21 protein-coding genes and 1 pseudogene are annotated in these 26,626 nt (G+C 71.9%); 15 read left to right on the forward strand and 7 right to left on the reverse strand.

All coding sequences use genetic code 11. The features are described from left to right. Nucleotides 1–28: 28 nt before the first annotated feature. From E5083_RS14345 to E5083_RS14360, 4 genes are all read left to right on the forward strand, one after another. A complete protein-coding gene (locus E5083_RS14345) occupies nt 29–5,140 on the forward strand; it encodes a wHTH domain-containing protein (RefSeq protein ID WP_167513544.1) in 5,112 nt (1,703 codons plus the stop codon). Further along, nucleotides 5,137–5,484 carry a hypothetical protein gene (locus E5083_RS14350; RefSeq protein WP_135786072.1) on the forward strand — a complete coding sequence of 116 codons (348 nt, stop codon included), beginning with the start codon at nt 5,137–5,139 and terminating at the stop codon, nt 5,482–5,484. Before E5083_RS14345 ends, E5083_RS14350 begins: the two co-directional genes overlap by 4 nt. After that, complete coding sequence (locus tag E5083_RS14355; protein WP_135786073.1) at nt 5,481–6,083, forward strand: hypothetical protein; 603 nt, start codon at nt 5,481–5,483, stop codon at nt 6,081–6,083. The genes E5083_RS14350 and E5083_RS14355 overlap by 4 nt, the downstream gene beginning before the upstream one ends. A 182-nt stretch (nt 6,084–6,265) precedes the next feature. Continuing rightward, nucleotides 6,266–7,678 carry a glycoside hydrolase family 16 protein gene (locus E5083_RS14360; protein WP_135786074.1) on the forward strand — a complete coding sequence of 471 codons (1,413 nt, stop codon included), beginning with the start codon at nt 6,266–6,268 and terminating at the stop codon, nt 7,676–7,678. An 81-nt stretch (nt 7,679–7,759) separates the two neighbouring features. Here E5083_RS14360 and E5083_RS14365 read toward each other — a convergent pair whose 3' ends face one another. Next, nucleotides 7,760–8,665, reverse strand: coding sequence for a helix-turn-helix domain-containing protein (locus E5083_RS14365; RefSeq protein WP_135786075.1), 906 nt, complete (start codon nt 8,663–8,665; stop codon nt 7,760–7,762). Nucleotides 8,666–8,809: 144 nt separating this feature from the next. Between E5083_RS14365 and tkt the strand changes: the two genes are divergently transcribed. From tkt to E5083_RS14405, 8 genes are all read left to right on the forward strand, one after another. Beyond that, a complete protein-coding gene (gene tkt / locus E5083_RS14370) occupies nt 8,810–10,885 on the forward strand; it encodes a transketolase (protein WP_135786076.1) in 2,076 nt (691 codons plus the stop codon). A gap of 34 nt (nt 10,886–10,919) precedes the next feature. Continuing rightward, on the forward strand, nt 10,920–12,062 hold the full coding sequence (gene tal, locus E5083_RS14375) for a transaldolase (RefSeq protein ID WP_135786077.1): 1,143 nt from the start codon (nt 10,920–10,922) through the stop codon (nt 12,060–12,062). After that, complete coding sequence (gene zwf / locus E5083_RS14380; RefSeq protein WP_208754051.1) at nt 12,062–13,768, forward strand: glucose-6-phosphate dehydrogenase; 1,707 nt, start codon at nt 12,062–12,064, stop codon at nt 13,766–13,768. Before tal ends, zwf begins: the two co-directional genes overlap by 1 nt. Then, entirely contained in the window at nt 13,765–14,688 is a 924-nt protein-coding gene (opcA, locus tag E5083_RS14385; protein ID WP_135786078.1) for a glucose-6-phosphate dehydrogenase assembly protein OpcA, read from the forward strand. The genes zwf and opcA overlap by 4 nt, the downstream gene beginning before the upstream one ends. Then, nucleotides 14,688–16,343, forward strand: a complete 1,656-nt coding sequence (gene pgi, locus E5083_RS14390; RefSeq protein ID WP_135786079.1) for a glucose-6-phosphate isomerase — start codon at nt 14,688–14,690, stop codon at nt 16,341–16,343. Before opcA ends, pgi begins: the two co-directional genes overlap by 1 nt. A 1-nt stretch (nt 16,344) precedes the next feature. After that, on the forward strand, nt 16,345–17,223 hold the full coding sequence (gene gnd, locus E5083_RS14395) for a phosphogluconate dehydrogenase (NAD(+)-dependent, decarboxylating) (protein ID WP_135786080.1): 879 nt from the start codon (nt 16,345–16,347) through the stop codon (nt 17,221–17,223). Between the two features lie 6 nt (nt 17,224–17,229). Beyond that, on the forward strand, nt 17,230–17,823 hold the full coding sequence (locus E5083_RS14400) for a histidine phosphatase family protein (protein WP_135786081.1): 594 nt from the start codon (nt 17,230–17,232) through the stop codon (nt 17,821–17,823). An 81-nt stretch (nt 17,824–17,904) separates the two neighbouring features. Beyond that, entirely contained in the window at nt 17,905–18,555 is a 651-nt protein-coding gene (locus E5083_RS14405) for a TetR/AcrR family transcriptional regulator (RefSeq protein WP_135786082.1), read from the forward strand. On the opposite strand, the gene E5083_RS14410 is transcribed toward E5083_RS14405, so the two are convergent. After that, a complete protein-coding gene (locus E5083_RS14410) occupies nt 18,552–18,989 on the reverse strand; it encodes a PPOX class F420-dependent oxidoreductase (RefSeq protein ID WP_135786083.1) in 438 nt (145 codons plus the stop codon). The two genes, E5083_RS14405 and E5083_RS14410, sit on opposite strands and share 4 nt — an antisense overlap. 217 nt (nt 18,990–19,206) lie before the next feature. Here E5083_RS14410 and E5083_RS14415 point away from each other — a divergent pair, with 217 nt between their 5' ends. Continuing rightward, a complete protein-coding gene (locus E5083_RS14415; RefSeq protein WP_135786084.1) occupies nt 19,207–20,439 on the forward strand; it encodes a serine hydrolase domain-containing protein in 1,233 nt (410 codons plus the stop codon). A gap of 74 nt (nt 20,440–20,513) precedes the next feature. After that, entirely contained in the window at nt 20,514–21,398 is an 885-nt protein-coding gene (locus E5083_RS14420) for a 3-hydroxyacyl-CoA dehydrogenase NAD-binding domain-containing protein (RefSeq protein WP_135786085.1), read from the forward strand. An 88-nt stretch (nt 21,399–21,486) separates the two neighbouring features. Here E5083_RS14420 and ribA read toward each other — a convergent pair whose 3' ends face one another. Next, nucleotides 21,487–22,146, reverse strand: coding sequence for a GTP cyclohydrolase II (gene ribA / locus E5083_RS14425; protein ID WP_135786086.1), 660 nt, complete (start codon nt 22,144–22,146; stop codon nt 21,487–21,489). A gap of 39 nt (nt 22,147–22,185) precedes the next feature. Here ribA and E5083_RS14430 point away from each other — a divergent pair, with 39 nt between their 5' ends. Then, nucleotides 22,186–22,962 carry a creatininase family protein gene (locus tag E5083_RS14430; protein ID WP_135786087.1) on the forward strand — a complete coding sequence of 259 codons (777 nt, stop codon included), beginning with the start codon at nt 22,186–22,188 and terminating at the stop codon, nt 22,960–22,962. Between the two features lie 104 nt (nt 22,963–23,066). On the opposite strand, the pseudogene E5083_RS31695 reads toward E5083_RS14430, so the two are convergent. The 4 genes and pseudogenes from E5083_RS31695 to E5083_RS14450 all read right to left on the reverse strand — a co-directional run. Beyond that, a pseudogene (locus E5083_RS31695) lies at nt 23,067–23,981 on the reverse strand (lysylphosphatidylglycerol synthase transmembrane domain-containing protein); the annotation flags it as partial. Beyond that, entirely contained in the window at nt 23,981–24,955 is a 975-nt protein-coding gene (locus E5083_RS14440) for a class I SAM-dependent methyltransferase (RefSeq protein WP_135786089.1), read from the reverse strand. The gene E5083_RS14440 and the pseudogene E5083_RS31695, both read right to left, overlap by 1 nt. Continuing rightward, a complete protein-coding gene (locus tag E5083_RS14445; RefSeq protein WP_135786090.1) occupies nt 24,952–26,157 on the reverse strand; it encodes a glycosyltransferase family 4 protein in 1,206 nt (401 codons plus the stop codon). The genes E5083_RS14440 and E5083_RS14445 overlap by 4 nt, the downstream gene beginning before the upstream one ends. Next, nucleotides 26,154–26,552, reverse strand: coding sequence for a 6-pyruvoyl trahydropterin synthase family protein (locus E5083_RS14450; RefSeq protein ID WP_135786091.1), 399 nt, complete (start codon nt 26,550–26,552; stop codon nt 26,154–26,156). Before E5083_RS14450 ends, E5083_RS14445 begins: the two co-directional genes overlap by 4 nt. Between the last annotated feature and the right edge of the window lie 74 nt (nt 26,553–26,626).

Below are 26,626 nucleotides of genomic sequence, written 5' to 3' on the forward strand. Positions count from 1 at the left end.
CCGTGATCCACGCAAACACTCCCCCACCGTGGCGAAGAACGCTAACCTCCCGCTGATGACGGTCAGACGACATGCGCTGCTCATCGGCGTCGGTGAAACGCCGGAAGCCCAGCGGAGGTTCGCCTCCCTCACGGACGTGGTGACGAAGGATCTCGACACCCTGACCGAGCAGTTGACCGCCTCCGGGTACGGCGTGACGACGCTCCGCCCCGGCGGGGAACGCCCGGTGGACAAGGGCGCCATCACCTCCGCGCTGGAGGCGGCCGCCCGGCGGGACTGCGATCTGCTGCTGGTGTACTTCACCGGCCACGGCGTTCATCTGGACGGCCGGGACTATCTGGTGCCGGCCAGTGCCCGCGCGCCCGAGCCGGGTGGCCGATGGACCGAAGGCCAGCGCGATTCGCTGCTGCGGCTGGACGTGTCGCGCTATCTGACCGGGTGCCGGGCCGAGTCCGTCGTCCTCGTCGTGGACGCCTGCCGGGACGGCCAGCCCGAGGAGGACGGGGACGGCTTCGGCGCGGCCACCGTGCACGCCCCCTCCCGGCGGCTGGCGCTGCTCGTCGGCTGCGCCAAGGGCCAGCGGTGCCACTACGGCCCGGAGGGCAGCCACTTCACGCGGGCGCTGGCCGAGGCGCTGGACCCGCTCACCCCGGAACGCACCGTGGAGGCGGTGTTCCACCGCGCCCGGGCCCGCACCACCGCCCTGGCCCACCGGCACGGCGGCCACCAGCAGACGCCGGTGAGCAGTCCGGCCCCGCACGACGAGGGCCTCGGGGGTTTCCCCGAGCTGTGCGACGGCACGGACATCCCGCTGCGCTGGTCCGAGGCCGTACGGAAGGCGGGCATCTGGACCGCGCTGGTGGGCGAGGAGGGGCCGGACTCCGCGATGCGCGACCGGATCGCCGAGTTCGCGCACCGGTGTGCCGCATCCGTGCTCAGGGACCGCGCCCGATTCACCGACCCGTGGCAGGACTCCGGGCTCCCCGAGCGCGTACTGCGCCGGGTCGTGCCCGCGCTCCTCCCGCCCGGCCAGGACCGGTCGCCGCTGGAGAAGGGGCTGCTGGCGGGGCTGCCGTTCCTGCGGGAGGCGATGTGGGCGCACAAGCTGAGCCGCCTCGCGGAAACAGACCCCTGGGACCTGGACCAGGACCCCCGGGACACCGACGGGCCGACCCCGATGATGCGCGCCGAGCTGCGCAACATCCACGAGAGCCACCCGCAGCTCCTGCGCAAGGCGCGCGGGCACCAGCGGCGCGGCGAGGACGCGGAGTACCGGGCGCTCGCCGCCTGGCTGGCGCACCGCTGGGTGGCCGAGCAGATGGTCGAGAAGCCCGATCCGGGCGGGGTGGAACTCGCCGAGCACCTGGCCAGGGCCCTGCTGGGCCCCGAGCTTGCGCACAAGGCCGAGCAGCTCCGGTGGCAGTTGGTGGCCGCGGTGCGCTTCCTCGCCCACGACCCGCTGGACTCCGCTCCGTACAACGATCTGCTGGGCAGCTCGCCGTCCGCCCTGACCACGAGCGAGGGCCCCGGTACCGTCCACTGGTGGGGCCTGCTCGGGCAGTTGCGCCTCGCCGGACTGCTGGCCGCCGATGTACGGCTGTTCCCCGATGTGCTCCCCGACCATGTGGGCGTCGCGGACCCCATCGTGCCCGGAGATGTGGTGCACGACCTCCAGCAGGAGCTGGAGTGGACCCGTGAGGACGACGGGCTGCACCTCAACATGGTGTGCCGCCACCCCGCTCTGCACGAAAGCCTGGTGGACGTCACACACCGCGCCGACGAAGTGCTGCGGGCCCTGGCCTCCGCACGGCACCGGCAGCCCGGTGACCTGCTGGCCGGGCTGCCCGGCCGGGTCACCGCCCGCGATCTCCAGGCCGCACGTCAGCAGAACTCCGAGGACCGCGTCTACAGCGTCCCGCTGCTCCGCTTCACCCTGGCCCAGGACGAGATCCGCGAACTCCTCATGGGCCACCAGTTGTACGGGGACCGCTCGCTGGCGGTGCGGGAGCTGTACCAGAACGCCGCCGACGCCTGCCGGTACCGGGCGATGCGGTGGGAGTACCTCGGCCGCCGCGACCGTGAACCGCATCCGTGGCGGGGCGAGATCCGGATCACCCAGGGCCGGGAGACCACGGCGGACGGACGGCCCGGCCGCGCCTTCATCGAGTGCCGGGACAACGGCGTCGGGATGAGCCGGTCGGTGCTGGAGCACACCTTCAGCCGGGCCGGGCGCCGCTTCTCCCAGACCCGCGCCTTCCGCCAGGAGCAGGCCCGCTGGCTGGCGGAGGACCCGGAGCTGCGGCTCCACCCGTACAGCCGGTTCGGGATCGGGGTGCTCAGCTACTTCATGATCGCCGACGAGGTGTCCCTGGTGACCCGCGAGGTCCGCGCGAACGGCACCACGGCCGGGCAGGCGCTGGTGGTCGACATCTCCAGCAGCAGCGGCCTGTTCCGCATCCGCCCCTACAGCGACAACGACCCCGACCCCATGCGCGAGGGCGGCACCCGCGTCCGGCTGATGCTCAGCGAGCCCGAGCCGGACGACGAGCCGCTCTCCGTCCTTAAGGTGATGAACCATCAGGTACGGCTCAGCGAGTACCGGTTGACGCTGGAGGAGGACGGCCGCGAACCGCTCGTCCGTGAGCCCGACCGGCTCCACCACCCCGCCCCGGAGGACGAGCCCGCCCCGGCCGAGCCGCTGAACGCGCGCGGGCCGGTCTGGTGGGTGTCGGGCAACGGCGCGGTGCTCTCGGACGGCATCGTCACCTCCGCCACGCCCTTCGGGTACGTCGTCAACCTGTCCGGCCCCCACGTCCCCAAGCTCAGCGTCAACCGCAACAGCCTGCTGGAGTGGGACCGCGAGTGGGCCGGCGAACAGGTCCGCGCGGCCGCCGACGATCTGCCGGGGTGGGAGGGGCTCGACCTGGAGTGGCTGTGGCAGTTGGAGAACCAGGACGTGGGGCTGGCGAGGGCGGTCGCGGAGCGGCTGGCGGGCAGGGGGCTGACGCTGCCCGTGTTCCGGGAGGCCGAGTATCAGCGGCCTCCGGTGGCGCTCGACGCGGTGGGATGGTTCCCGGGCGACCGGGCGCTGCTGCCGCGTCGCGTCCAGGACGGCACGAGCAGCACGAACCAGTTCGCCAAGGCATGGCGCCGGGCGGTACTGCGTGACCAAGGAGCGGTACCGGCCGCTGATCCGGAGGGGGACGACTCCCCCGTGCCCAAGGACCTGGGCGGGCACCCCGTACCCCGTCCCGGCGACAACGCGCTGCTGGACGACGCGGCCGGCTCGGCCCGCAGTCTCGTGGTGCACGCTCTGCGTACCAAGCAGACCGTGGCCCATGTGCTGCGCGGCCTGCGCCGGTTCGCGCTGCTGACGCCGGAGGTGGGCGTACCGGCGGTTCCGCCCGACGGCACCACCGCGCTGGACTTCGTCCCCGAGCCGGTGGACCTCGATCTGATCGACTGGATGAACGCCTGGGCCGAGCCCGGCCGGGCCGAGCGGCAACCCGCGCTCGGGGCTCTGCTCTCCCTCTCCGCGGCCAGGGAGGCGCGCATCGACACCCTGCTGAAGCGGGCCTCCCGCTACCGGCCCCTCGGTCTCGTCGTTCCCGGGATTCCCGTCTCGCTGCTGCACCACCGGGCCACGGTCCGGGAGGCAGAGCTGCTGGGGGGCTGGACGGAGAACCGGCACATCTACTCCGACCGGGCGCTGCCCGCCGAGGTGCTCCCCGTGCACATCGCCCGCCTCGCCGACCGGCTCGGTACGACCAGCGCCGAGGTGCTGGAGCAGTTGCGGCCGTGGGAGCGGTACGGGTACCGGCTGCCCACCGAGGACCAGTTGCTCCCGGCCGCGCCCAGCGACAGGCAGTGGGGACTCTTCCGCACCTTCTGGGAGCCGGAGAACGGCATGCCCGACCCGAGCCTCCAGTCCCTGCTGGCGCTGGCGGCGAGCCGGGAGACCACGGTCGAGGAGGTGCTGCGTTCGGTGGGCGGGCTCGCCGGACCGTCCGCCGGGCTGCTGCCCGAACTCCCTGAGCAGATCGACGCGTTGCCCGCGCTCGCCCGTGCCGACCTGAAGCTACTCACCGTCGACGGGGACAACGGGGCCACTCTGCCCACCCGTTCGGTACCGCTGGACCTGCTGGCGCTGTGCTACGCGCCCGGCGGCGCCTTCCGCGGCCTCGGTTCCGAGCAGGACTTCGAGCCGTGGCACCGCTTCGTCGAGCGGGTGCGACGGCTGGCCATGTTCGGCATGGAGGTGCCCGAGGACCTGGAGCCGCTGCGGTACTGGGTGGATCTCTCCCCACGTGACCGGATGGCCGTGCTCATCGGCAGCCTGGACCCGACCGTGCCGTGGACGGCGGCGATGCTGGTCTACACGGCGGGTGCCCTTGGGGAGTCACTCCGGGACAGTCACGAGCGGCTCGCCAGGCACGCGCCCCGCCTCGGCAAGCAGCCGCCCGCCCTGCCCCCGGAGGCACTGGCACTCACCCCCGCCGAAGCCGACGCCGAACTGCTCACCGACATCGTCCAGCTCGACAGTGCCGACACCATCCGGGCCGACTGGAACACGCTGTCCCCGCTCCGCATCGCCCAGTACGCGCTCCGCTCCCTCCTGACCATCGGCGACGCACTGGACCGCCTCGCTCCCTACCGCGTACTCGGCTCCCCAGTACCGGAGTTGACCGACGAGGAGCGACAGCTCGTCCACCACGTCAAGCCGGACCGGTACGAGATCCTCGCCCTCTCCGAAGGCATGACCGGCCAGGAGCCCCGCCAGTCCCCCACCCTCACCCCCTTCGAGATCGTCGCCGTGGCCGCCCGCGCCGGCCGCCGGGTCCGCGAGGTCTACGACCGCCTCCGCCGCTACGAACCGCTCGGCATCGTGGTCGACGCCCCCGAGGCCCCCGACGAACTCCCCCGCTGGCAGGACCTGATCCTGCTGAGCGAGGGACTCAACGGCCGCGCCCCCGCCGTCTCCGGCACCGTGCCACCGGAGCGGATCGCCGCCCTGGCACGCGAACTCGACACCGACACCACCTGGGTCATGGACCGACTCGCCCTGTACGCACCGATGTTCGGCCTGCGCGTCCCGAAGGACGGCGACGCACCCCGGCCGGAGGAGGAGCCCGCCCCATGACCGCGCACGACCTCGACCTGACCTACGCCCAACTCGACCTCGGCGTAAGGGAGGAGAGCGAGTTCCGACTCACCTCGGTGTCGAGCACGGTTGTCGTGACCGGCCCCTGCCCCCGCTGCCAAGGCACCAGCAGGACGGAGTTCCCCCTCGGTGTCGTCGGCTCGAAGGGCATGCCGTGGAAGCGGGACAAGCCGCTGACCCCGGAGAAGCGATCGGCGGTGGTCGCGGACGAAGTGCTGTACTGCGAGTGCGGGTTCGGCCACCCGGAGCTGCCGGAGGGTGCCCTCTTCGTGGGCTGCGGAGCGTACTGGCGGATCAAGCCCGCCTCGGGGAGCGGGACATGAGCGCGGGCACGGACCGCAGGTGGGCGGAGCTGGCCCGCGAGCTGGAGTTCAGCCAGCTCGACGTGCTCCGCAAGCAGGCCGAGGGCTGGCGCAACGGCCTCCTCGGCCTGACCGCCCTGGTCACGGTCGTCACCGCGCTGAAGGGCCGCGACGATCTGTCCGCGCTGGAGGCACCCTGGCGGACGGTGGCCGTATGGCTGCTGGTCGGGGCCTTTCTGCTGCTTCTGGCCGGTTCGCTGTTCGCGGTGCGCGCGTCCTTCGGCCGGCCCGGCGAGCGGGTCAGGCTGGGCGGGCAGGCGCTGCGCGAGTGGACGCTGAAGGAGATCGGCCGGGTACGGCGGGCCGTGTACGTCAGCGCGGTCGCGCTGGCCCTCGGGGTGGCCCTGGTCGTCGGCGCCCTGTTCGTCTCCTGGACCAGGACGGAGGAACCGGCGGCCGATCTGGTCAAGGTGACCACCCCGGCCGGCCCGCTCTGCGGTGAGCTGGTGTCGTACCAGCGGGACAAGGTCACGCTGATCCGCACCACGGGCGGCACCGAACGCCAGGTCGTCGTACGCGGGGCGGAGGTCCGGAAGATCACCCCGGCCAAGTCCTGCTGAGCACGCGATCCGCACCGGTACGCACGCCTTCGGGCAATGAACTCCCGTCCTTGGTACGGACTTTCCCTGCTTCAACCCTTGACGCCCGCAGGCGCGGGGAGCACATTGTGCGCACCCTGAGAGCGCTCTCAACAGCCTCGCGGGGGCCCCGCACCTCATCCCGTACCCCGGAAGGCACCCCCATGAGTGAAACCTCCGGTACCTCCCCGGCCGGCGGCAGACGCCGGCGTTCTGTCCGGCGGGCGCTGGTCGCCGCCCTCGGCACGCTGGGGCTCGCCGCAGCGGCCGCGGTGGCCGGTGTCGCGCCCGCCGACGCGTCGGCCCCGGCGCCGCCGTCCGGCTGGACCCAGGTGTTCCTTGACGACTTCAACGGCTCGGCGGGCTCCGGTGTCAACACCGCCAACTGGCAGTACGACACCGGTACTTCGTATCCGGGCGGTGCCGCGAACTGGGGCACCGGCGAGGTCGAGACGATGACGAACAGCACCAGCAACGTCGCGCTCGACGGCAACGGCAACCTCCAGATCACCCCGCGCCGCGACTCCTCCGGCCGCTGGACCTCGGGCCGGATCGAGACCAACCGCACCGACTTCCAGCCCCCGGCCGGCGGCAAGCTGCGGGTGGAGGCGCGCATCCAGATGCCGAACGTCACCGGCGCGGCGGCCAAGGGCTACTGGCCGGCGTTCTGGGCGCTGGGGGCGCCGTACCGGGGCAACTACCAGAACTGGCCGGGCGTCGGCGAGCTGGACATCATGGAGAACGTCCAGGGTCTGAACACCGTCTGGTCGACGTTCCACTGCGGCACCAACCCGGGCGGCCCGTGCAACGAGACCACGGGCGTGGGCAATTCCGTGGCCTGCCCCGGCAGTACCTGCCAGTCCGCGTTCCACACCTACGCGATGGAGTGGGACCGCTCGACCTCCGTCGAGGAGATCCGCTTCTACGTCGACGGGGTCAACCTGCACACCGTGCGGGCGAACCAGTTCGACGCGACGACCTGGAACAACGCCACGAAGCACGGCTACTTCCTCATCCTCAACGTGGCGATGGGCGGCGGCTTCCCGGGCGCCTTCGGCGGCGGACCCTACGCCGACACCGAGCCGGGCCACCCGATGACCGTGGACTACGTCCAGGTGCTCCAGTCCGGCAGCGGCGGCGGCACCACTCCCCCGCCCACCGGCAACCGCGATGCCTACGGCACCATCCAGGCCGAGTCCTTCGACAGCCAGTCCGGCCTGAACACCGAGACCACCACGGACACCGGCGGCGGCCAGAACCTCAGCTACGTCTCAGGCGGGGACTGGGCGCAGTACAAGGGCGTCAACTTCGGCTCGACGCCCGCCAAGCAGTTCAAGGCCCGGGTGGCCAGTGGGGCGGCGTCCGGGGTGGGCGGCCTGGTCGAGGTACGGCTCGACAGCCGCTCCAACTCCCCCATCGGCAGCTTCGCCCTCTCCGGCACCGGCGGCTGGCAGAACTGGCAGACCATCCCGGCCAACATCAGCTCCGTCACCGGCACCCACGACGTCTACCTCACCTTCAGCAGCGGCCAGCCGGCCGACTTCGTGAACGTGAACTGGTTCAGCTTCGCGCACTGACGAAAACCGACGACAGCGGCGGCGCCGGGCCATGAGGTCCGGCGCCGCCGTCGTCCATCTCGGGGCACAGTGCCCGGAGGCTCAGCTCAGCTCGGCCCGGAACCCGACGGGCGTGACCCCGGTGTGCAGATGGAAGAACTTGGAGAAGTTGGCCGCGTCCGGGAAGCCGATCGCCGCGCCGACCCGGCCGATGGGCATGTCGGTGTGGGCGAGGAGGCGCTTGGCCTCCAGGATGACGCGTTTGTCGATGAAGCCCTTGGGGGTCTGTCCGGTGGCGGCGCGGACCGCGCGGACGAGGGTGCGGCGGGAGTAACCGAGCGCGTCGGCGTAGGCGTTGACGCTGTGGTTGGAGTGGAAGCCGCGCTCCACCGCGTCCCGGAACAGGGTGAAGGTGGTGTCCGCCTGGCTCCGGTTGGCCTCGGCGGAGCTGGCCGCGAGGTGGGCGAGGCGGAGCAGGAACGCGGTGAGGCTGTGCCGCAGGACGGCCGTGTGCAGGCTGAGCGGCAGGGTCGCGGTGTCCTCGTACTCCCGGCCGAGCTGGGCGAGGGAGTCCCGTAGCGCGGTGCGCTGGGCGGGGCCGGGGTGCAGCAGCGGGGGCAGGTCGTAGCGGTAGAGGCCGGTCGCCTCGACGGTGGAGCGGGGCAGGAAGCCGGGCTGCATGGTCAGCACGGTGCCCCGGTACCGGTCGGTGCGGGAGAACCGGTGCACCTGGCCGGGACGAATCCAGAGCACGTCGCCCGCGCCGGCCTCGTACTCGGCGAAGTCGATCATGTGCCGGACCGGGCCCTCGGTGAACAGCATCACCACGTGGAAGTCGATGCGGTGGACCCGGTCCAGCGGGGCATCCGCATGCCAGGTGCGGTCCTCACCCATGGCGCCGACCTGCATGCCGACACCGCCCACGGCCAGCTCGGTCGGGAAGGGGAAGGTCCTGATCCCGTCACCGTCCGTGCCGCGACCCACACCTAGAGGCGATCTGTCCGCCATGTTCGATTTGCCGTTCCTATCAAGCGATCGGTGTCCCAGATTCACCACAGGCTGACACACCCCGACCTTTCCGCGAAAAAGTCAGACTTTTAAGTTTGAACGCGTTTGATCAGCATCCCTGCTTCTGAAGAGGACTTCTTGAAGATGAGCACGCAGACACCCGAGAGCTTCGAGTGGACCGATCTCGACCGCCGCGCCGTCGACACGGCCCGGCTTCTCGCGGCCGATGCGGTGCAGAAGGTCGGCAACGGCCACCCCGGCACCGCGATGAGCCTCGCGCCTGCCGCGTACACGATCTTTCAGAAGGTGATGAAGCACGACCCGGCCGACCCGGAGTGGACCGGCCGTGACCGCTTCGTCCTCTCCCCCGGTCACACCTCGCTGACCCTCTACACCCAGCTCTTCCTCGCCGGGTACGAGCTGGAGCTGGACGACCTCAAGGCGTTCCGCACCCAGGGCTCCAAGACCCCCGGCCACCCCGAGTACGGGCACACCGCCGGTGTGGAGACCACCACCGGCCCGCTCGGCCAGGGTGCCGCCAACGCGGTGGGCATGGCGATGGCCGCCCGCTACGAGCGTGGTCTCTTCGACCCGGAGGCCCCCGAGGGCACCTCCCCCTTCGACCACACCATCTGGGCGATCGTCTCCGACGGCGACCTGGAGGAGGGCGTCTCCGCCGAGGCGTCCTCGCTGGCCGGCCACCAGAAGCTCGGCAACCTCGTCTTCCTCTACGACGACAACCACATCTCCATCGAGGGCGACACCGCGACCGCCCTGTCCGAGGACGTCCTCAAGCGGTACGAGGCGTACGGCTGGCACACCCAGCGCATCGAGCCCACCGCCGACGGCGACGTGGACGTCCCCGCGCTGCACGCCGCGCTGGAGGCCGCCAAGGCCGAGACCGGCCGCCCCTCCATCATCGCCATGCGCACGATCATCGCCTGGCCCGCCCCGACCGCGCAGAACACCGAGGCGTCCCACGGCTCGGCCCTGGGCGACGAGGAGATCGCGGCCACCAAGCGCGTCCTCGGCTTCGACCCGGAGCAGACCTTCGAGGTCTCCGACGAGGTGCTGCGCCACGCCCGCCGCGCCCTGGACCGGGGTGCCGAGGCGCACGCCGCCTGGGACAAGCGGATCGCCGAGTGGCGCACCGCCCAGCCCGAGCGCGCCGAGCTGTTCGACCGCGTCTCCAAGGGCGAGCTGCCCGAGGGCTGGCAGAACGCGCTCCCGGTGTTCGAGGAGGGCAAGTCCGTCGCCACCCGTGCCGCGTCCGGCAAGGTCCTCCAGGCGCTCGGCCCGGTGCTGCCGGAGCTGTGGGGCGGCTCGGCCGACCTCGCCGGCTCCAACAACACCACGATCGACAAGACCAGCTCCTTCCTGCCCAAGGGCAACCCGCTGCCCGAGGCGAACCCGTACGGCCGTACCGTCCACTTCGGTATCCGTGAGTTCTCCATGGCCGCGGAGATGAACGGCATCGCGCTGCACGGCAACACCCGCATCTACGGCGGCACCTTCCTGGTGTTCTCCGACTACATGCGCAACGCCGTCCGTATGTCGGCCCTGATGCAGCTGCCGGTCACCTATGTGTGGACCCACGACTCCATCGGCCTCGGCGAGGACGGCCCGACCCACCAGCCGGTCGAGCACCTGGCCTCGCTGCGCGCGATCCCGGGCCTGAACGTGGTCCGCCCGGCGGACGCCAACGAGACCGCGATCGCCTGGGCCGAGATCCTGAAGCGGCACGCCACCGAGCCGGCCCCGCACGGTCTCGCCCTCACCCGTCAGGGCGTACCGACGTACGCTCCGAACGAGGACGCGGCCAAGGGCGGCTACGTGCTCGCCGACTCCTCGACCGAGGTCCCGGAGGTGATCATCATGGCGACCGGCTCCGAGGTCCAGCTCGCCATGGCCGCCCGGGACGCCCTGGAGGCCGAGGGCACCGGTACGCGCGTGGTGTCCATGCCGTGCGTGGAGTGGTTCGACCAGCAGCCGGCCGCCTACCGCGAGAGCGTCCTGCCGGCCGCCGTGAAGGCCCGCGTCTCCGTCGAGGCGGGCATCGGCCTGACCTGGTACCGCTATGTGGGTGACGCCGGCCGCATCGTCTCCCTGGAGCACTTCGGCGCCTCCGCCGACGCGAACGCCCTGTTCGCCGAGTACGGCTTCACCCCCGAGAACGTCGCCGCCGCCGCCCGCGCCTCGCTGGCCGCCGCGCGCGCCTGATCCCCCGCGACACAGAATTACGCGACGAAGAAAGATGAGCACTGTGACCGAAGCAATCAGCACCCCCGGAGCCCTCAAGCGTCTCGCCGACGAGGGCGTGTCGGTGTGGCTGGACGACCTGTCGCGCAAGCGGATCACCTCGGGCGACCTGGCCGCCCTCGTGACGGACGGCGGCGTCGTCGGCGTCACCACCAACCCGTCGATCTTCCAGGCCGCCATCGGCTCCGGCGAGGGTTACGAGGAGCAGCTCACCGACCTCGCCGAGCGCGGTGTCACGGTCGACGAGGCCGTACGCATGATGACGACCGCCGACGTGCGGGACGCGGCCGACGTGCTGCGCGGGGTGTACGACGCCACCGAGGGCCGGGACGGCCGGGTCTCCATCGAGGTCGACCCCCGTCTGGCCCACAACACCCTCGCCACGGTCGCCGAGGCCAAGCAGCTGTTCTGGCTGGTCGACCGCCCCAACGTGATGATCAAGATCCCGGCCACCGAGGCGGGCCTCCCGGCGATCACCGAGGTCATCGGCCTGGGCATCAGCGTCAACGTGACCCTGATCTTCTCCCTGGAGCGCTACCGCGCCGTCATGGACGCCTACCTGGCGGGCCTGGAGAAGGCCAGGGAGCGCGGTCTGGACCTCGCCACGATCCACTCGGTGGCGTCCTTCTTCGTGTCCCGCGTGGACTCCGAGATCGACAAGCGCCTGACCGCGATCGGCACCGACGAGGCCCTCGGCCTGAAGGGCCGCGCGGCCCTCGCCAACGCCCGTCTGGCCTACGAGGCGTACGAGGATGTCTTCTCCTCCGCCCGCTGGCAGGCGCTCACCTCCGCCGCCGCCAACAAGCAGCGCCCGCTGTGGGCCTCCACCGGGGTGAAGGACCCGGCGTACAAGGACACCCTGTACGTGGACGAGCTGGTCGCCCCCGGCACCGTCAACACCATGCCCGAGGGCACGCTCAAGGCCACCGCCGACCACGGTGACATCACCGGCGACACGGTGACCGGCCGCTACGAGCAGGCCCGCGCCGACCTCGCCGCCGTGGAGAAGCTGGGCATCTCCTACGACGAGGTCGTCCAGCAGCTCGAGGACGAGGCCGTCGCCAAGTTCGAGGCGGCCTGGCTGGAGCTGCTGGGCGCCGTGACCGAGTCCCTGACGAGCAAGGGAGTGGACGCGTAATGACGAGCAAGTCAGGCGAGCCGAAGGCGGCGGCCACCAAGGCCGAGCCGAAGGCCGAGCCCGAGGCGGAGCCGAAGCCGGCCGCCGCCGAGGCGGAGCCCAAGGCGCGCAGGACGCGGACCAAGGCGAAGCCCGCCGCGGTCCGCGAGGCCGAGGACATCCAGGTCCCGGTCACGCCGGCCGCCGAGTGGGACAACCCGCTGCGCGACCCCCAGGACCGCCGGCTGCCCCGTATCGCGGGCCCGTCCGGCCTGGTCATCTTCGGCGTCACGGGTGACCTCTCCCGCAAGAAGCTGATGCCGGCCGTCTACGACCTCGCCAACCGCGGTCTGCTGCCGCCGGGCTTCTCCCTGGTGGGCTTCGCCCGCCGCGACTGGGAGGACCAGGACTTCGCGCAGGTCGTCCACGACGCGGTCAAGGAGCACGCCCGTACGCCGTTCCGCGAGGAGGTCTGGCAGCAGCTCGCCGAGGGCATGCGCTTCATCCCCGGCGACTTCGACGACGACACCGCCTTCGACCAGCTCAAGGAGGCCGTCGACGAGCTGGACGCCTCCCGCGGCACCGGCGGCAACTTCGCGTACTACCTCTCGGTGCCGCCGAAGTTCTTCCCGAAGGTCGTCCGGCAGCTCAAGAAGCACGGTCTGGCGGACGCCCCCGAGGGCTCCTGGCGCCGCGCGGTCATCGAGAAGCCGTTCGGCCACGACCTGGAGAGCGCGCACGAGCTGAACAAGGTCGTGCACGAGGTGTTCGAGCCGGACCAGGTGTTCCGGATCGACCACTACCTGGGCAAGGAGACCGTCCAGAACATCATGGCGCTCCGCTTCGCCAACCAGATGTACGAGCCCATCTGGAACCGCTCCTACGTGGACCACGTGCAGATCACGATGGCCGAGGACATCGGCATCGGCGGCCGCGCGGGCTACTACGACGGCATCGGCGCCGCCCGCGACGTGATCCAGAACCACCTGCTCCAGCTCATGGCGCTCACCGCCATGGAGGAGCCGATCGCGTTCGACGCGGACTCGCTGCTCACCGAGAAGCTGAAGGTCCTGAAGTCGGTCCGCCTCCCGGACGAGCTGGGCGAGCACACCGTGCGCGGCCAGTACGCCACCGGCTGGCAGGGCGGCGAGAAGGTCGTCGGCTACCTCGACGAGGACGGCATCGACCCCAAGTCGAAGACCGACACGTACGCGGCCCTGAAGCTGGAGATCGACAACCGCCGCTGGGCGGGTGTGCCGTTCTACCTGCGCACCGGCAAGCGGCTGGGCCGCCGGGTCACCGAGATCGCGGTCGTGTTCAAGCGCGCCCCGCACTCTCCCTTCGACTCCACCGCCACGGAGGAGCTGGGCCAGAACGCGATCGTCATCCGCGTCCAGCCGGACGAGGGCATGACCGTCCGCTTCGGCTCCAAGGTGCCCGGCACCTCCATGGAGATCCGGGACGTGTCGATGGACTTCGCCTACGGCGAGTCCTTCACCGAGTCCAGCCCCGAGGCGTACGAGCGGCTCATCCTCGATGTGCTGCTCGGCGACGCCAACCTGTTCCCGCGCACCCAGGAAGTGGAAGAGTCCTGGAAGATCCTCGACCCGATCGAGCGCTACTGGAACGAGCACGGCACTCCGGCGCAGTACGCGTCCGGAAGCTGGGGACCCGAGGAAGCGGACGAGATGCTCGCACGAGACGGACGGAGCTGGCGCAGGCCATGAAGATCGACCTGACCGACACCACGGCAAGCAAGATCAACAAGGCGTTGGTGGAGGGCCGCCGCGCCATCGGCACCCCGGCTGTGGGCATGGTCCTGACGATGGTCATCGTCACGGACGAGGAGAACGCCTACGACGCCATCAAGGCGGCCGAGGAAGCCTCGCACGAGCACCCCTCGCGCACCCTGGTCGTCATCAAGCGCCACGCCCGCCTGCGCGACCGCACCACCTCCCGGCTCGACGCCGAGGTCCGGGTCGGCTCCGAGGCCGGCGCGGGTGAGACGGTCGTGCTGCGCACCTACGGCGAGGTGTCCGACCACGCGGGTTCCGTGGTGCTGCCGCTGCTGCTGCCCGACGCCCCCGTGGTCGTCTGGTGGCCGGTGGACGCCCCCGAGGCCCCCGCCAAGGACTCCCTGGGCGCGCTCGCCCAGCGCCGGATCACCGACCTGTACGCGGTGGACAACCCGCTGGAGGTGCTGGACACCCGTGCCCGCACCTACGCGCCGGGCGACACCGACCTGGCCTGGACCCGGCTCACCCCGTGGCGCTCGATGCTCGCGGCCGCGCTGGACCAGGCGCGGGTCAAGGTGACCTCGGCCGCCGTGGAGGCGGAGGCGGACAACCCCAGCGCCGAGCTGCTCGCGCGCTGGCTGGAGGCCCGGCTGCACGTCAAGGTGGACCGCGTCGTCTCCGAGGGCCCGGTGGTCACCGCCGTGCGCCTCGGCACCGACGAGGGCGAGATCGTCATCGACCGCCCCGAGGGCCCCCTCGCCACGCTGACCCTGCCGGGCCAGCCGTCGCGCACCCTGGCCCTGAAGGTCCGCCCGACCTCGGAGCTGATCGCCGAGGAGCTGCGCCGCCTCGACGCGGACGAGATGTACGCCATCGCCCTGACCGGCGAGGCACCCAAGGAGAACGCCTGATGTCCGACGTATCGTCAGACACCCCCAAGCTCACCCGGCGCCCCGAGTGGACGGCCCTGGCCGACCACCGCGCCGGCGGTCAGCCGCACCTGCGCGAGCTGTTCGCGGCCGACCCCGGCCGGGCCGAGCGCTATGTCGTCCGGGTGGGCGACCTGCACATCGACTACAGCAAGCACCAGGTCTCCGACGAGACCCTGGCCCTGCTCCAGGAACTCGCCGTCGCCACCGATGTGTTCGGGCAGCGGGACGCGATGTTCCGGGGTGAGCGGATCAACACGACCGAGGACCGTGCGGTGCTGCACACCGCGCTGCGTGCCCCTCGGGACGCGGTGGTCGAGGTCGACGGGGAGAACGTGGTCCCGGCCGTGCACGCGGTGCTGGACAAGATGGCCGGTTTCGCCGACCGGGTCCGCTCGGGTGAGTGGACGGGTCACACCGGCAAGCGCATCCGGAACATCGTCAACGTCGGTATCGGTGGCTCGGACCTGGGTCCGGCGATGGCGTTCGAGGCGCTGCGCCCGTTCACCGACCGTGGCCTGACGGTGCGGTTCGTGTCGAACGTGGACGGCGCGGACCTCCACGAGGCGGTCCGTGATCTGGACCCGGCGGAGACGCTGTTCATCGTGGCGTCGAAGACGTTCACGACGATCGAGACGATCACCAACGCGACGTCGGCCCGTACCTGGCTGCTGGACGCGCTCGGTGACGACAAGGCTGTGGCGAAGCATTTCGTGGCGTTGTCGACGAACGCGGAGAAGGTCACCGGGTTCGGTATCGACGCGGACAACATGTTCGAGTTCTGGGACTGGGTCGGCGGCCGGTACTCCTTCGACTCGGCGATCGGCCTGTCGCTGATGATCGCGATCGGTCCGGACAGGTTCCGGGAGCTGCTGGACGGTTTCCACACCGTGGACGAGCACTTCCGTACCGCTCCGGCGGAGGAGAACGCGCCGCTGCTGCTGGGCCTGCTGGGGATCTGGTACGGGAACTTCTTCGACGCGCAGTCGCATGCGGTGCTGCCGTACAGCCACTATCTGTCCAAGTTCACGGCGTACTTGCAGCAGTTGGACATGGAGTCCAACGGCAAGTCCGTGCAGAAGGACGGCACTCCGGTGGAGTGGCAGACGGGGCCGGTGGTGTGGGGTACGCCGGGTACCAACGGGCAGCACGCGTACTACCAGTTGATCCATCAGGGGACGAAGCTGATCCCGGCGGACTTCATCGGGTTCGCGCGTCCGGTGGACGAGCTGAGCGAGGAACTCAAGGCCCAGCACGACCTGTTGATGGCCAACTTCTTCGCCCAGACCCAGGCCCTCGCCTTCGGCAAGACCGAGGAAGAGGTCCGCGAGGAGGGCGTCGCCGAGGCGCAGGTGGCCCACCGCACCTTCCGCGGCAACCACCCCACCACCACGATCCTGGCCCCCGAGCTCACTCCCTCCGTGCTCGGCCAGCTCATCGCCCTCTACGAGCACAAGGTGTTCGTCCAGGGCGCGGTCTGGAACATCGACTCCTTCGACCAGTGGGGCGTCGAGCTGGGCAAGGTCCTGGCCAAGCGCATCGAACCCGCGCTCACCGAAGGCGCCCAGGTGCCCGGCCTCGACCCCTCCACCACGGCCCTCGTCGCCGCCTACCGCTCCCTCAAGGAAGTGAACTGACATGCAGCTCGGACTCATCGGCCTCGGCAAGATGGGCGGCAACATGCGCGAGCGCATCCGCCGCGCGGGCCACCAGGTCATCGGCTACGACCGCAACCCGGAACTGACCGACGCCAAGGACCTCGCCGAACTGGTCGAGAAGCTGGACGCGCCGCGCACCATCTGGGTCATGGTCCCGGCCGGCACCGCCACCCAGGTCGTCATCGACGAGCTGAAGGACCTCCTCTCCCCCGGCGACGTCGTCGTGGACGGCGGCAACTCCCGCTGGACGGACGACGAGAAGCACGCCGCCGAGCTGGCCATCAAGGGCATCGGCTTCGTGGACGCGGGCGTCTCCGGCGGTGTCTGGGGCCTGGAGAACGGCTACGCCCTGATGGTCGGCGGCGACAAGGAGAACGTCGACCGCCTCCAGCCCATCTTCGACGCCCTCAAGCCCGACGGCCCCTACGGCTACGTCCACGCGGGCCGCGTCGGCGCCGGGCACTTCTCCAAGATGGTCCACAACGGCATCGAGTACGCCATGATGCAGGCGTACGCCGAGGGCTGGGAGCTGCTGGAGAAGGCGAACTCGGTGGACAACGTCCGCGAGATCTTCCGCTCCTGGCAGGAGGGCACGGTCATCCGTTCCTGGCTGCTCGACCTCGCGGTCAACGCCCTGGACGACGACGAGCACCTGGACGGCTTGCGCGGCTACGCCGAGGACTCCGGCGAGGGCCGGTGGACCGTCGAGGCCGCCATCGACAACGCGGTGCCGCTCCCGGCCATCACCGCCTCGCTGTTCGCGCGCTTCGCCTCCCGTCAGGACGACTCGCCGCAGATGAAGATGATCGCCGCGCTGCGCAACCAGTTCGGCGGCCATGCCGTCGAGAAGAAGGGCTGACCCGCCGTGGGGGACCTCCTGCTGGTCCGCCACGGCGAGACGGAGTGGAGCAGGTCGGGCCAGCACACCAGCTGGACCGATCTGCCCCTCACCGAGCACGGCGAGGAGCAGGCGCGTTCGCTGACCCCGCTCCTCGCCGGCCGGAACTTCGCCCTCACCCTGACCAGCCCGCTGGGCCGGGCCCGGCGCACCGCCGAACTGGCGGGCGTGACCGACGCCGAGCCGGAGCCGGACCTGCGCGAGTGGGACTACGGCGGCTACGAGGGCATCACCACCGTCGACATCCACCGCACCCGGCCCGGCTGGGACCTGTGGACCGACGGCGCGGTGCCCGGCCCCGAGGGGCATCCCGGCGAGTCGCCCGAGCAGATCGGGGCGCGCGTCGACCGGGTGCTGGCCCGCGTGGAGAAGGCGCTGGACGCGGACAACGGTGATGTGCTGCTCGTCGCGCACGGCCATGTGCTGCGGGTGCTGACCGCCCGCAGGCTGGGCCTGCCGGCCGGCGAGGGACGGCTGTTCCAGCTGGCCACCGGCACGGTCAGCCGCCTCTCCACCGAGCACGGCCGCCCCGTGATCGCGGAGTGGAACCGGCTGCCCTGAGCGGCGTCACGGCCCGGAGCGACCTGCCGGCTGCTCCGGGCCGTTCGCATGCCCGGCGGGCCGGGCTCCTACAATCACCGGATGAGCAGCGTCGACGAACCGGTGGACCCCGCGCGGCGGTTACCGGACGCCGCCCGTACCCGGTCCGACATCCTCGACGCGGCGACCCGCGAGTTCGCCCGCGCCGGGTACGACGGCGCCCGGGTGGAGGAGATAGCGGCCCGCACCCGCACCACCAAGCGGATGATCTACTACTACTTCGGCGGCAAGAAGCAGCTCTTCGCGGCCGTGCTGGAGCGGGCCTACGGCGCGCTGCACGAGGTAGAGGAACTGCTGGACCTGGAGCACCTGGACCCGGCCGCCGCCGTCCGCCGCCTGGCCGAGGTCACCTTCGACCACCACGAGCGCCACCCGGACCTGGTCCGCCTGGTCGGCATCGAGAACATCCACGGCGGCGGACACCTCGCCACCGCCCGCCGGTCCGGCCGCATCGACTCCCCCGGCCTGGACACCCTCCGCCGTGTCCTGGACGCCGGACGGGAGCAGGGGGTGTTCAAGGCCGACGTGGACGCGGTCGACCTGCACGCGATGATCAGCGCGTTCTGCTTCTACCGGGTCGCCGGCCGCCACACCTTCGGCGCCCTCTTCGACCGCGACCTCGCCGCCCCCGCCCGCCGCGAGCACTACCGCACGATGCTCGCCGACATGGTGCTGGCGTACCTGACGCGCTAGCGCTTCGGCACGCCGTACGCCCGGTCCACGTGCAGGCGGACCACCAGGCGCTTGTCGCGGACCATGGACGCGCGGTAGTCGTCCCAGTCGTCGTGTTCGCCCAGCACCTCGCGGTAGAGCCGCACCAGCTCCTCCACCGTCTCGTCGTGCGGGTCGGCGGCGACCGGGCTCAGCTCGGCCGTGCCCTCGGCGACGGTGTACGCCCAGCGGTCGGCGCTGGTGACGTAGTACGAGGCGCGCGGGTCCCGGCGCAGGTTGCGGGTCTTGGCGCGGTCGTCGGTGACCGAGATCCGGACGATCCGCTCGTCCGGGTCGTAGGCGTGGGCGACGTTGGACATCTGGGGGCGGCCGTCGCGCTTGAGCGTGACGAGCACCCCGCCGTGCCCCTCGGAGAGCAGCGCCAGCAGTGCGTCCTGCGTCGTGTCCTGAGTCATATCCACGTCAACGGGCGGGGGCTTGGTCGGCATTCCCGCCAGGTCGGCAGGGGTCCACCACTTAATGCACCCGGACGAGCACCCTGTGTGAGATCACGCCGAGTCGCGTCGCTCACAAGATCGGCTGTGGACGGGGTACTTGACGGTGATCATGCGCCACGATGAGCGCTGAGGCCGGCCCAGCGGCACAGGGGTCCGGCAGGACCGGAGGAGAGCCATGGCACAGCTACGACAGGAAGTCGCCCCGCAGGACGTGGGGCTGGACGCGAAGGCGCTGGACCGTCTCGACCAGCACGCGGCCGGTCTCGTGGACGAGGGCCGGCTGCCCGGCTTCCTGGTGTCGGTGGCCCGTGGCGGCCGGGTCGCCCATCTGACCGCCTACGGCCACCGCGACCTGGCTGCTGGGCTCCCGGTGGAGACCGACACTCTGTGGCGGATCTACTCCATGACCAAGCCGGTGACGGCGGTCGCGGTGCTGATGCTGGTCGAGGAGGGCCTGCTCGCCCTGGACGACCCGATCGACCGGTACCTCCCCGAGTTCGCCAACCCCCGTGTGTACGTGAGCGGTTCGGGGGACGACGTACGCACCCGCCCGGCCGCCGGACCGATCCGCGTCCGGCATCTGCTCACCCACACGGCGGGCCTGACCTTCGCCTTCTACCACGATCACCCGGTGGACGCCCTCTACCGCGCGGCCGGGCTGGAGTCCTCCGTGCCCTCCGGCGCGGATCTCGCCGAGACCATCGCGGTGTACGCGTCCCTGCCCCTCCAGTTCGAGCCGGGCACCCAGTGGAACTACTCGGTCGCCACCAATGTGCTGGGCCGCCTCATCGAGGTCGTCTCGGGCCGCCCGCTGGACGCGTTCTTCGCCGAGCGGATTCTGGGCCCGCTCGGCATGACCGACACCGGCTTCCACCTCACCCCCGAACAGGAGCCCCGGCTGGCCGAGTTGTACGGCGAGACCGAGGACGGCGGCATCACCCCGGTACCGGGGCTGCCGGTGCGGGGGCGGCCCCGGTTCCTGTCGGCGAGCGGCGGACTGGTCTCCAGCGCGGGCGACTACCACCGCTTCATGGAGCTGCTGCGCCGGGGCGGCGAACTCGACGGCGTCCGGCTGCTCTCCCCCGCCACGCTCGCCCTGATGACCCGCAACCAGCTCCCCGGCGACGCCGTCCTGCGCGCGTTCGGCGCCCCCGCCCACCAGGAGCGCGCCAACGACGGGCTCGGCTTCGGCTTCAACGTCTCGGTCGTCACCGACCCCGCCCGCACCCTGGCCCCCTCCGCACCCGGCACCTTCGGCTGGACCGGGGTGGCGACCACCGCATTCTGGGTGGCCGCGGCGCTGGACCTGACCGTGCAGTTCATGACCCAGGTACGCCCCCGCACCCTGAAGATCTTCCCCGACCTGCGCCGGCTGGTGCACGAGGCGGTCGTTGCGCCGGTGGGGTGAGGGGGCGCCGGGCGCGCGGGGAACCGGGCATGACTGGGGTAGTGCCCGCCCCCGCCTGCCTGGAGTGATGCCGCGTGGCTGTCGTGACGATCGTCGGTGCCGGAGTGATCGGCGTGTCCTGGGCCCGGCTGTTCGGGGCGGCCGGCTGGGAGGTGCGGCTGAGCGACCCGCGCCCGGACCTGCCGGAGATCGTGCTGCGGGACCTGTCCGGGCTGCGGGTGACCGCGACCGACGACCTGGCGGCGGCCGCTTCCGGCGCGGACTTCGTGCAGGAGGCCGGGCCGGAGCGGATGCCGGTCAAGGAGACGGTGTTCGCCACGCTGGCCGAGCACACCCGCGACGACGTGGTCCTCGCCTCCTCCTCGTCCTCCCTGCTGCCCTCTCTGATCGCCGCGGGCAACCCGGCGGCCGACCGGATCGTGGTCGGCCACCCCTTCAACCCGCCCGAGCTGATGCCCCTGGTGGAGGTGGTCCCGGGCCCCGACACCTCGGCGCGGACGGTCGAGCGGGCGATGGAGGTCTACCGGGGCCTGGGCAAGCTGCCGATCCGGCTGAAGAAGGAGATCCCCGGCTACGTCGGCAACCGGCTCCAGAAGGTCTTCACCGACCAGGCCATCCATCTGGTCCAGGAGGGCGTGATCGACGTGGCCGACCTGGACGACCTGGTCCGCGCCTCGCTCGGCCTGCGCTGGGCCACCGTCGGCCCGTTCGAGAGCGGGATGCTCGGCGGCGGCCCGGCGGGGATGCGGCACCTGGTGACGCACGTCGGCTCGCAGCTGACCTTCGAGACGGGCACACCGGACCAGGCCCGGATCGGCGAGGTGCTGGACGAGGTGGAGGAGGCGTACGGCACCGGTGTGGCCGCCTACGACCGGCTGGCCGAGCTGCGCGACGAACGGACGCGGGCGGTGCTGGAGCCACTGGGCTGGCCGGTGCCGCCTGCGGTGCGGGACCACTGAACTGCCGTACTCGAAAAAGAAGTTCCGTAGAAACGAGACGTCCGGCCGGAAACTCCGGCCGGACGTCTCGCATGGGGGAAGGTGGGGCTCAGGAGCCGTGGGCCACCGCGTCCAGGTGGGGCAGATGGTGGTCCAGGCGTTCGCGCTTGGTGCGCAGATACGTGATGTTGTTCTCGCTCGGCTCGATCAGCAGCGGCACCTGCTCGGCGACCTCGATGCCGTGCTTGGTCAACGCCTCCCGCTTGCGCGGGTTGTTGGACATCAGCCGGACCGAGCGCACCTTCAGGTCGTGCAGCATCTCCGCCGCCACCCGGTAGTCACGGGCGTCCACCGGCAGGCCGAGCGCCAGGTTCGCCTCGACCGTGTCCAGGCCCTCCGCCTGGAGCGCCATCGCCCGCAGCTTGGCCAGCAGACCGATACCCCGGCCCTCGTGACCCCTCAAGTACAGGACGACACCGGCGCCTTCGGCGACCACCGCGCGCATCGCGGCCGACAGCTGCTCGCCGCACTCGCAGTGCTGGGAGCCGAAGGCGTCCCCGGTCAGGCACTCCGAGTGCAGCCGCACCAGCACGTTCTCGGTCCCGATGTCACCGTGCACCAGGGCGACCTGCTCGTCGCCCCGGTCGTGGTCCAGGTAGCCGATCGCCTGGAACTGCCCGTACGCGGTGGGCAGCGGGGTGTTCACGACGCGTTCCGTGCCCGAACGACGCGGGTTCTTCCCGCCGAAGGCGCCGATGTTTTCTGTCATGATCTGATTCCTAAGCAGAGACGAAAGGCCGTGGGAAACATGAGTGGTTCGGGCACGCGACCGGCGGCCTACGGGGTGATGCCCGCGGACACCACCGAGGACGTACGGGCGCGGGGGGCGGGTGTGTCACGTCAGGTCGCCGTCCTTCCCGTGGGGAGCTACGAACAGCACGGTCCTTACCTCCCGTTGGCGACCGACACGCTGGTGGCCTGCGCCGTGGCGCGGGAGATCGCCGCCGCGTACCCGGTGCACCTCCTTCCCCCGGTGACCCTCGCGTGCTCGCACGAACACGCGGCCTGGCCGGGGACGGTCAGTATCTCCTCCGTTACCCTGCACGCGGTCGTACGTGACATCGCGGACTCCCTGCGCCGTTCGGGCGTGGAGTCGCTCGTGGTGGTCAACGGGCACGGCGGGAACTATGTGCTGGGCAACGTCGTGCAGGAGGCGTCGGCACGCGGTGAGCGGATGGCGCTGTACCCGGCGGCCGAGGACTGGGAAGAGGCGCGGCAGCGGGCGGGCGTGGAGACCTCGCTGCTCACCGACATGCACGCCGGGGAGATCGAGGCGTCCATCCTGCTGCACGCTCATCCCGAATTCCTCCGCCCTGGCCACGAGTCGGCCGATTTCACCGCCGACGATCGCCGTCATCTGCTCACCACGGGAATGTCCGCCTATACCGAATCGGGCGTCATCGGCCGCCCGTCCCTGGCCTCGGTGGAGAAGGGGAAGGGCCTGCTGGCCGGGCTGGTGGAGAACTTCGAGCCGTACTTCCGGCTGCTGACCTCGCCCGAGGAGCCCACCGCGCCGCGCGGGTAGCCGCGCAGGGCGCCGGCCCAGCGGGCGACGAGGACGACGGCGCCGGGCAGCGCGGCGACGAAGCTCAGCACGCCGTACACCACGGCGACGGCGACGCCGCTGCTCGCGCCGAGTCCGGCGGCGGCGAACGCCCAGGCGGTGACGCCCTCGCGGGGGCCGAAGCCGCCCACGTTGAGCGGCAGTCCCATGGCGACGAGAGCGAGCACCGCGAGCGGCAGCAGCACCGCGACGGACGCCCCGCTGCCCGCGATCCGGGCCGCGACGACGAACATGCCGAGGTGCCCGGCGAGGACGGCCACGGAGGACAGCGCGACCCCCGGCCCGCTCTCCCGCGACAGCAGTCCCTGCCGGGCGTCCCGCAGCAGCCCGCTCCCCGGCAGGGAGCCGGTGCGCCGGCCGGGCGCCCGGTTCATGCGGACGGCGACGACGACCGCGAGCGCGCCCGCTGTGGCCAGCGCCACCGGCACCGCGACGGTCCGCAGGTCGTCGCGGACCGGGGACGGCAGGGTCAGCAGCAGCGCGGCACCGCAGACGGCGAGCGCCAGTTGTCCGGCGACCCGCTCCAGCACCACCGCCTTGACGGCGCGCCGGATGTCCCCGGCGCTCTGTCCGTGTCGTACCGCCCGGTGCACGTCGCCGAGGACGCCGCCGGGGAGTGCCGCGTTGAGGAACAGCGCCCGGTAGTAGTCGGCGACGGCGGGCCCGAGCGGCAGCCGGATGCCGAGGCCGCGTGCGGTCAACTGCCAGCGCCAGGCGCTGAACACGGTGGTGACGGCGCCGATCCCGAGGGCGGCGAGCACGGTGGCCGTGTCGATCCGGCGCAGCCCGTCGACCAGCGGCCCGGTGCCGAGCCGCCACAGCAGCACACCGAGGATGGCGACGCCGGCGACCGTGCCGGCGTGGGTGCGCCATCGGCGGCGCGCAGTGACGTTTCCCTCGGCGGTGCCGGGCGGCCGGGCCGGCTCCGGGAGGCCGGTGTCGCGGGCCTCCGCGACCGCCTCGCCCGTCCGCCCGTTCATCACGCCTCCACCGGCCGGGGCAGCGCCAGCAGGTCGCTGTGGTGCACCACGACCTCCAGCTCGCCCGCCTCGCACGCGGCCAGCCGGTCGCGCAGGTAGTCCTCGGCGCGGGCCCGCAGGGCGGGCCGTTCCTCGACGGCCGCGCCGACCCAGCCGCGCAGCCACTGCGCGGTGAGCGCCGCGTGCTCCGGGCCGAGCCGCCAGGGGCTCGGGTGCACCCGTACCGACGCGCCGTGCCCGGCGAACGCCTCGCCGGCCGCCGTGACCGCGTCCGGGCCGAGCAGGCCGCCCCGGCGCTGGTGGGCGTTGAACGCCTCGGCCAGGTCGGCGTCGAGCGGATCGGGGGACGCGAACTCGACGCGTCCGGCGACGGAGAGGGTGAGCAGGGCGGGGCTGCCCGCGCCCGCGCAGGCGGCGGCCAGCGTCTCGATCTCGGGCCGGGTGAGCACGTCCAGCAGCGCGGACGCCGTCACCAGCGAGGCGCCGGACAGCGCGTCCGGGGTGAGCCGGGCGACGTCGCCGCGCCGGGTCTCGACGGTGACCCGGCTGCCGTCGGCGGCGACGCGCGGGGAGGCGACGGCCGCGAAGTGCAGCAGGTACGGGTCCCGGTCGTGCAGCACCCAGTGCTGGGGCCCGTCCAGCCGGGCGGCCAGCCAGCGGCCCATCGAGCCGGTGCCGCAGCCCAGGTCGTGGATGACCAACCCGCCCTCCTGCGACGGGAGTTCGGCCAGCCGCTTGCCCAGCGGCTCCAGCAGCCCCAGGGCCCGTGCGTCGGCGTCGGCCGGTTCCCGGAGCTGGAGCCACTCGGGCGCGTACCGGGGCGCCTCCTCGGCCTCCCCCTCACGCAACCGTACGGTGGCCCGCTCGCCGGGGCGGCCGACGGGGCCGGCGCCGGCGATGACGTCGGAGGTGCCGGTGGGCTCGGTGCCGTCGTTCACCCGGTGCTCCTCCTGTGCGGCGGCGGTGTCGGTCATGCGGCCCTCCTGGGGGCGCCGGGGAGCCTGCCGAGGACCCCGGCGAGGCTGCGGGCGGTGGCGGCCCAGCCGCCGAGCGCGCTGCGCCGGCCGCGCGCGGCGGCCTTGAGGCGGCGGCGGACGTCGGGCTCGCCGAACCAGCCGCGCAGTTCGGCGGCGATGGCGGCGGAGTCCTCCGGCGGGACGAGGATGCCGGGCACGCCGCCGTCGGGGGCGCGGCCGACCGCTTCGGGCAGGCCGCCCACGTCGGTGGCGATGACCGGGATGCCGCGCGCGAGGGCCTCGGTGACCGCCATGCCGTAGGTCTCGGCGTAGGAGGTGAGCACCAGGAGGTCGGCGGCGGCGTAGCTGGCGTCGAGGTCGGCGCCGGTACGGGGGCCGGTCAGACGCAGCCGGTCGGCGAGGCCGTACCGCTCGATCTGGGCGCGCAGGGTGGCCACGTACTCGGGGTCGGTGCCGAGGCCGCCGACCAGCGAGCAGGTCCAGGGCAGGTCCCGTACGGCCGCGAGGGCCTCGACCAGGCGGTGCTGGCCCTTGCGCGGGGTGACGGCGGCGACGCACACCAGGTGGGAGATGCCGTCGGTGCCGGGCGCGAGGGGCGCGATGTCGGCGCCGGGGGCGGCGAGGTGGACGCGGTCGGGGGCGAGGCCGTGGTGCGAGACGAGACGGCGTACGGCCCAGTCGCTGGTGGCGATGGTGGCGGGCACGGCGCGCAGCACGGCGCGTTCGCGGGCGTCCAGGTCGGCGGCGACGGCCGGGTCCAGGCCGGTCTCGTCACCGAGCGGCAGGTGGACGAGGACCGCGATCCGCAGCCGTTCGGCCTCGGGGACGACGATCTCGGGCACTCCGCAGGCGACCAGGCCGTCCAGCAGGACCACGGTGTCGTCGGGCATTCCGGCGAGGGTGCGGGCGAGCGACTCGCGGGCGTCGGTGTCGGGGTCCGGCCAGGCGCCGGGGGCGGCGTGCCGGACGACCTGCCAGCCGAAGCCGGGGAGGTCGAGGCAGACCCGGCGGTCGTAGGCGTTGCCGCCGCTGGGCGCGGCCGGGTCGTCGACGCCGCCCGGCATGACGAAGTGCACGGTGCGCAGCGACATGGGGATGATCCCGAAGTTCTCGGTGTGCTTGGTGTTCGTGGTGTTCTTGCCGAGGGGCTGTGCGGGCACGTAGGCGAGACGGGCCCGGTCCACGGTCAGGTCGCTCACAGGTCACGCTCGTAACTCGCCCAGGCGATGTGGGACTCGTGCAGGGTCACCGAGAGCGCGGACAGGCCCTTCGCGCCCTCGCCGAGCGCACCCTTGGCGATGCGCTCGGCGAGCCGGTCGGCGACGACCTTGGCCAGGAACTCGGTGGAGGTGTTGATCCCGGCGAACTCGGGGTTCTCGTCCAGGTTGCGGTAGTTCAACTCGGCTGTGATGGCGCCGAGTTCGCGCGTGGCGAGGCCGATGTCGACCACGATGTTGTCCTCGTCCAACTGCTCACGGCGGAAGGTGGCGTCCACCAGGAACGTGGCGCCGTGCAGGCGCTGCGCGGGTCCGAACACGTCGCCGCGGAAGCTGTGGGCGATCATGATGTGATCGCGGACGGTGATGCTGAACAACGGACGACCCTCCAGGTGCGGCGCGTCTGGTCCCCCGGAGGTTCCCGTCCGGGGTTGCCGACTAGTACGGCTCC

This window comes from Streptomyces bauhiniae, from assembly GCF_004784475.1.
GTDB lineage: Bacteria > Actinomycetota > Actinomycetes > Streptomycetales > Streptomycetaceae > Streptomyces > Streptomyces seoulensis.

Coding starts and splice junctions, on each gene's coding strand:
- E5083_RS14350 (WP_135786072.1), top strand. CDS start 5,137: ATGACCGCGCACGACCTCGACCTGACCTACGCCCAACTCGACCTCGGC.
- E5083_RS14355 (WP_135786073.1), top strand. CDS start 5,481: ATGAGCGCGGGCACGGACCGCAGGTGGGCGGAGCTGGCCCGCGAGCTG.
- E5083_RS14360 (WP_135786074.1), top strand. CDS start 6,266: ATGAGTGAAACCTCCGGTACCTCCCCGGCCGGCGGCAGACGCCGGCGT.
- E5083_RS14365 (WP_135786075.1), bottom strand. CDS start 8,665: ATGGCGGACAGATCGCCTCTAGGTGTGGGTCGCGGCACGGACGGTGAC.
- tkt (WP_135786076.1), top strand. CDS start 8,810: ATGAGCACGCAGACACCCGAGAGCTTCGAGTGGACCGATCTCGACCGC.
- tal (WP_135786077.1), top strand. CDS start 10,920: ATGAGCACTGTGACCGAAGCAATCAGCACCCCCGGAGCCCTCAAGCGT.
- zwf (WP_208754051.1), top strand. CDS start 12,062: ATGACGAGCAAGTCAGGCGAGCCGAAGGCGGCGGCCACCAAGGCCGAG.
- opcA (WP_135786078.1), top strand. CDS start 13,765: ATGAAGATCGACCTGACCGACACCACGGCAAGCAAGATCAACAAGGCG.
- pgi (WP_135786079.1), top strand. CDS start 14,688: ATGTCCGACGTATCGTCAGACACCCCCAAGCTCACCCGGCGCCCCGAG.
- gnd (WP_135786080.1), top strand. CDS start 16,345: ATGCAGCTCGGACTCATCGGCCTCGGCAAGATGGGCGGCAACATGCGC.
- E5083_RS14405 (WP_135786082.1), top strand. CDS start 17,905: ATGAGCAGCGTCGACGAACCGGTGGACCCCGCGCGGCGGTTACCGGAC.
- E5083_RS14410 (WP_135786083.1), bottom strand. CDS start 18,989: ATGACTCAGGACACGACGCAGGACGCACTGCTGGCGCTGCTCTCCGAG.
- E5083_RS14415 (WP_135786084.1), top strand. CDS start 19,207: ATGGCACAGCTACGACAGGAAGTCGCCCCGCAGGACGTGGGGCTGGAC.
- ribA (WP_135786086.1), bottom strand. CDS start 22,146: ATGACAGAAAACATCGGCGCCTTCGGCGGGAAGAACCCGCGTCGTTCG.
- E5083_RS14430 (WP_135786087.1), top strand. CDS start 22,186: ATGAGTGGTTCGGGCACGCGACCGGCGGCCTACGGGGTGATGCCCGCG.
- E5083_RS14440 (WP_135786089.1), bottom strand. CDS start 24,955: ATGACCGACACCGCCGCCGCACAGGAGGAGCACCGGGTGAACGACGGC.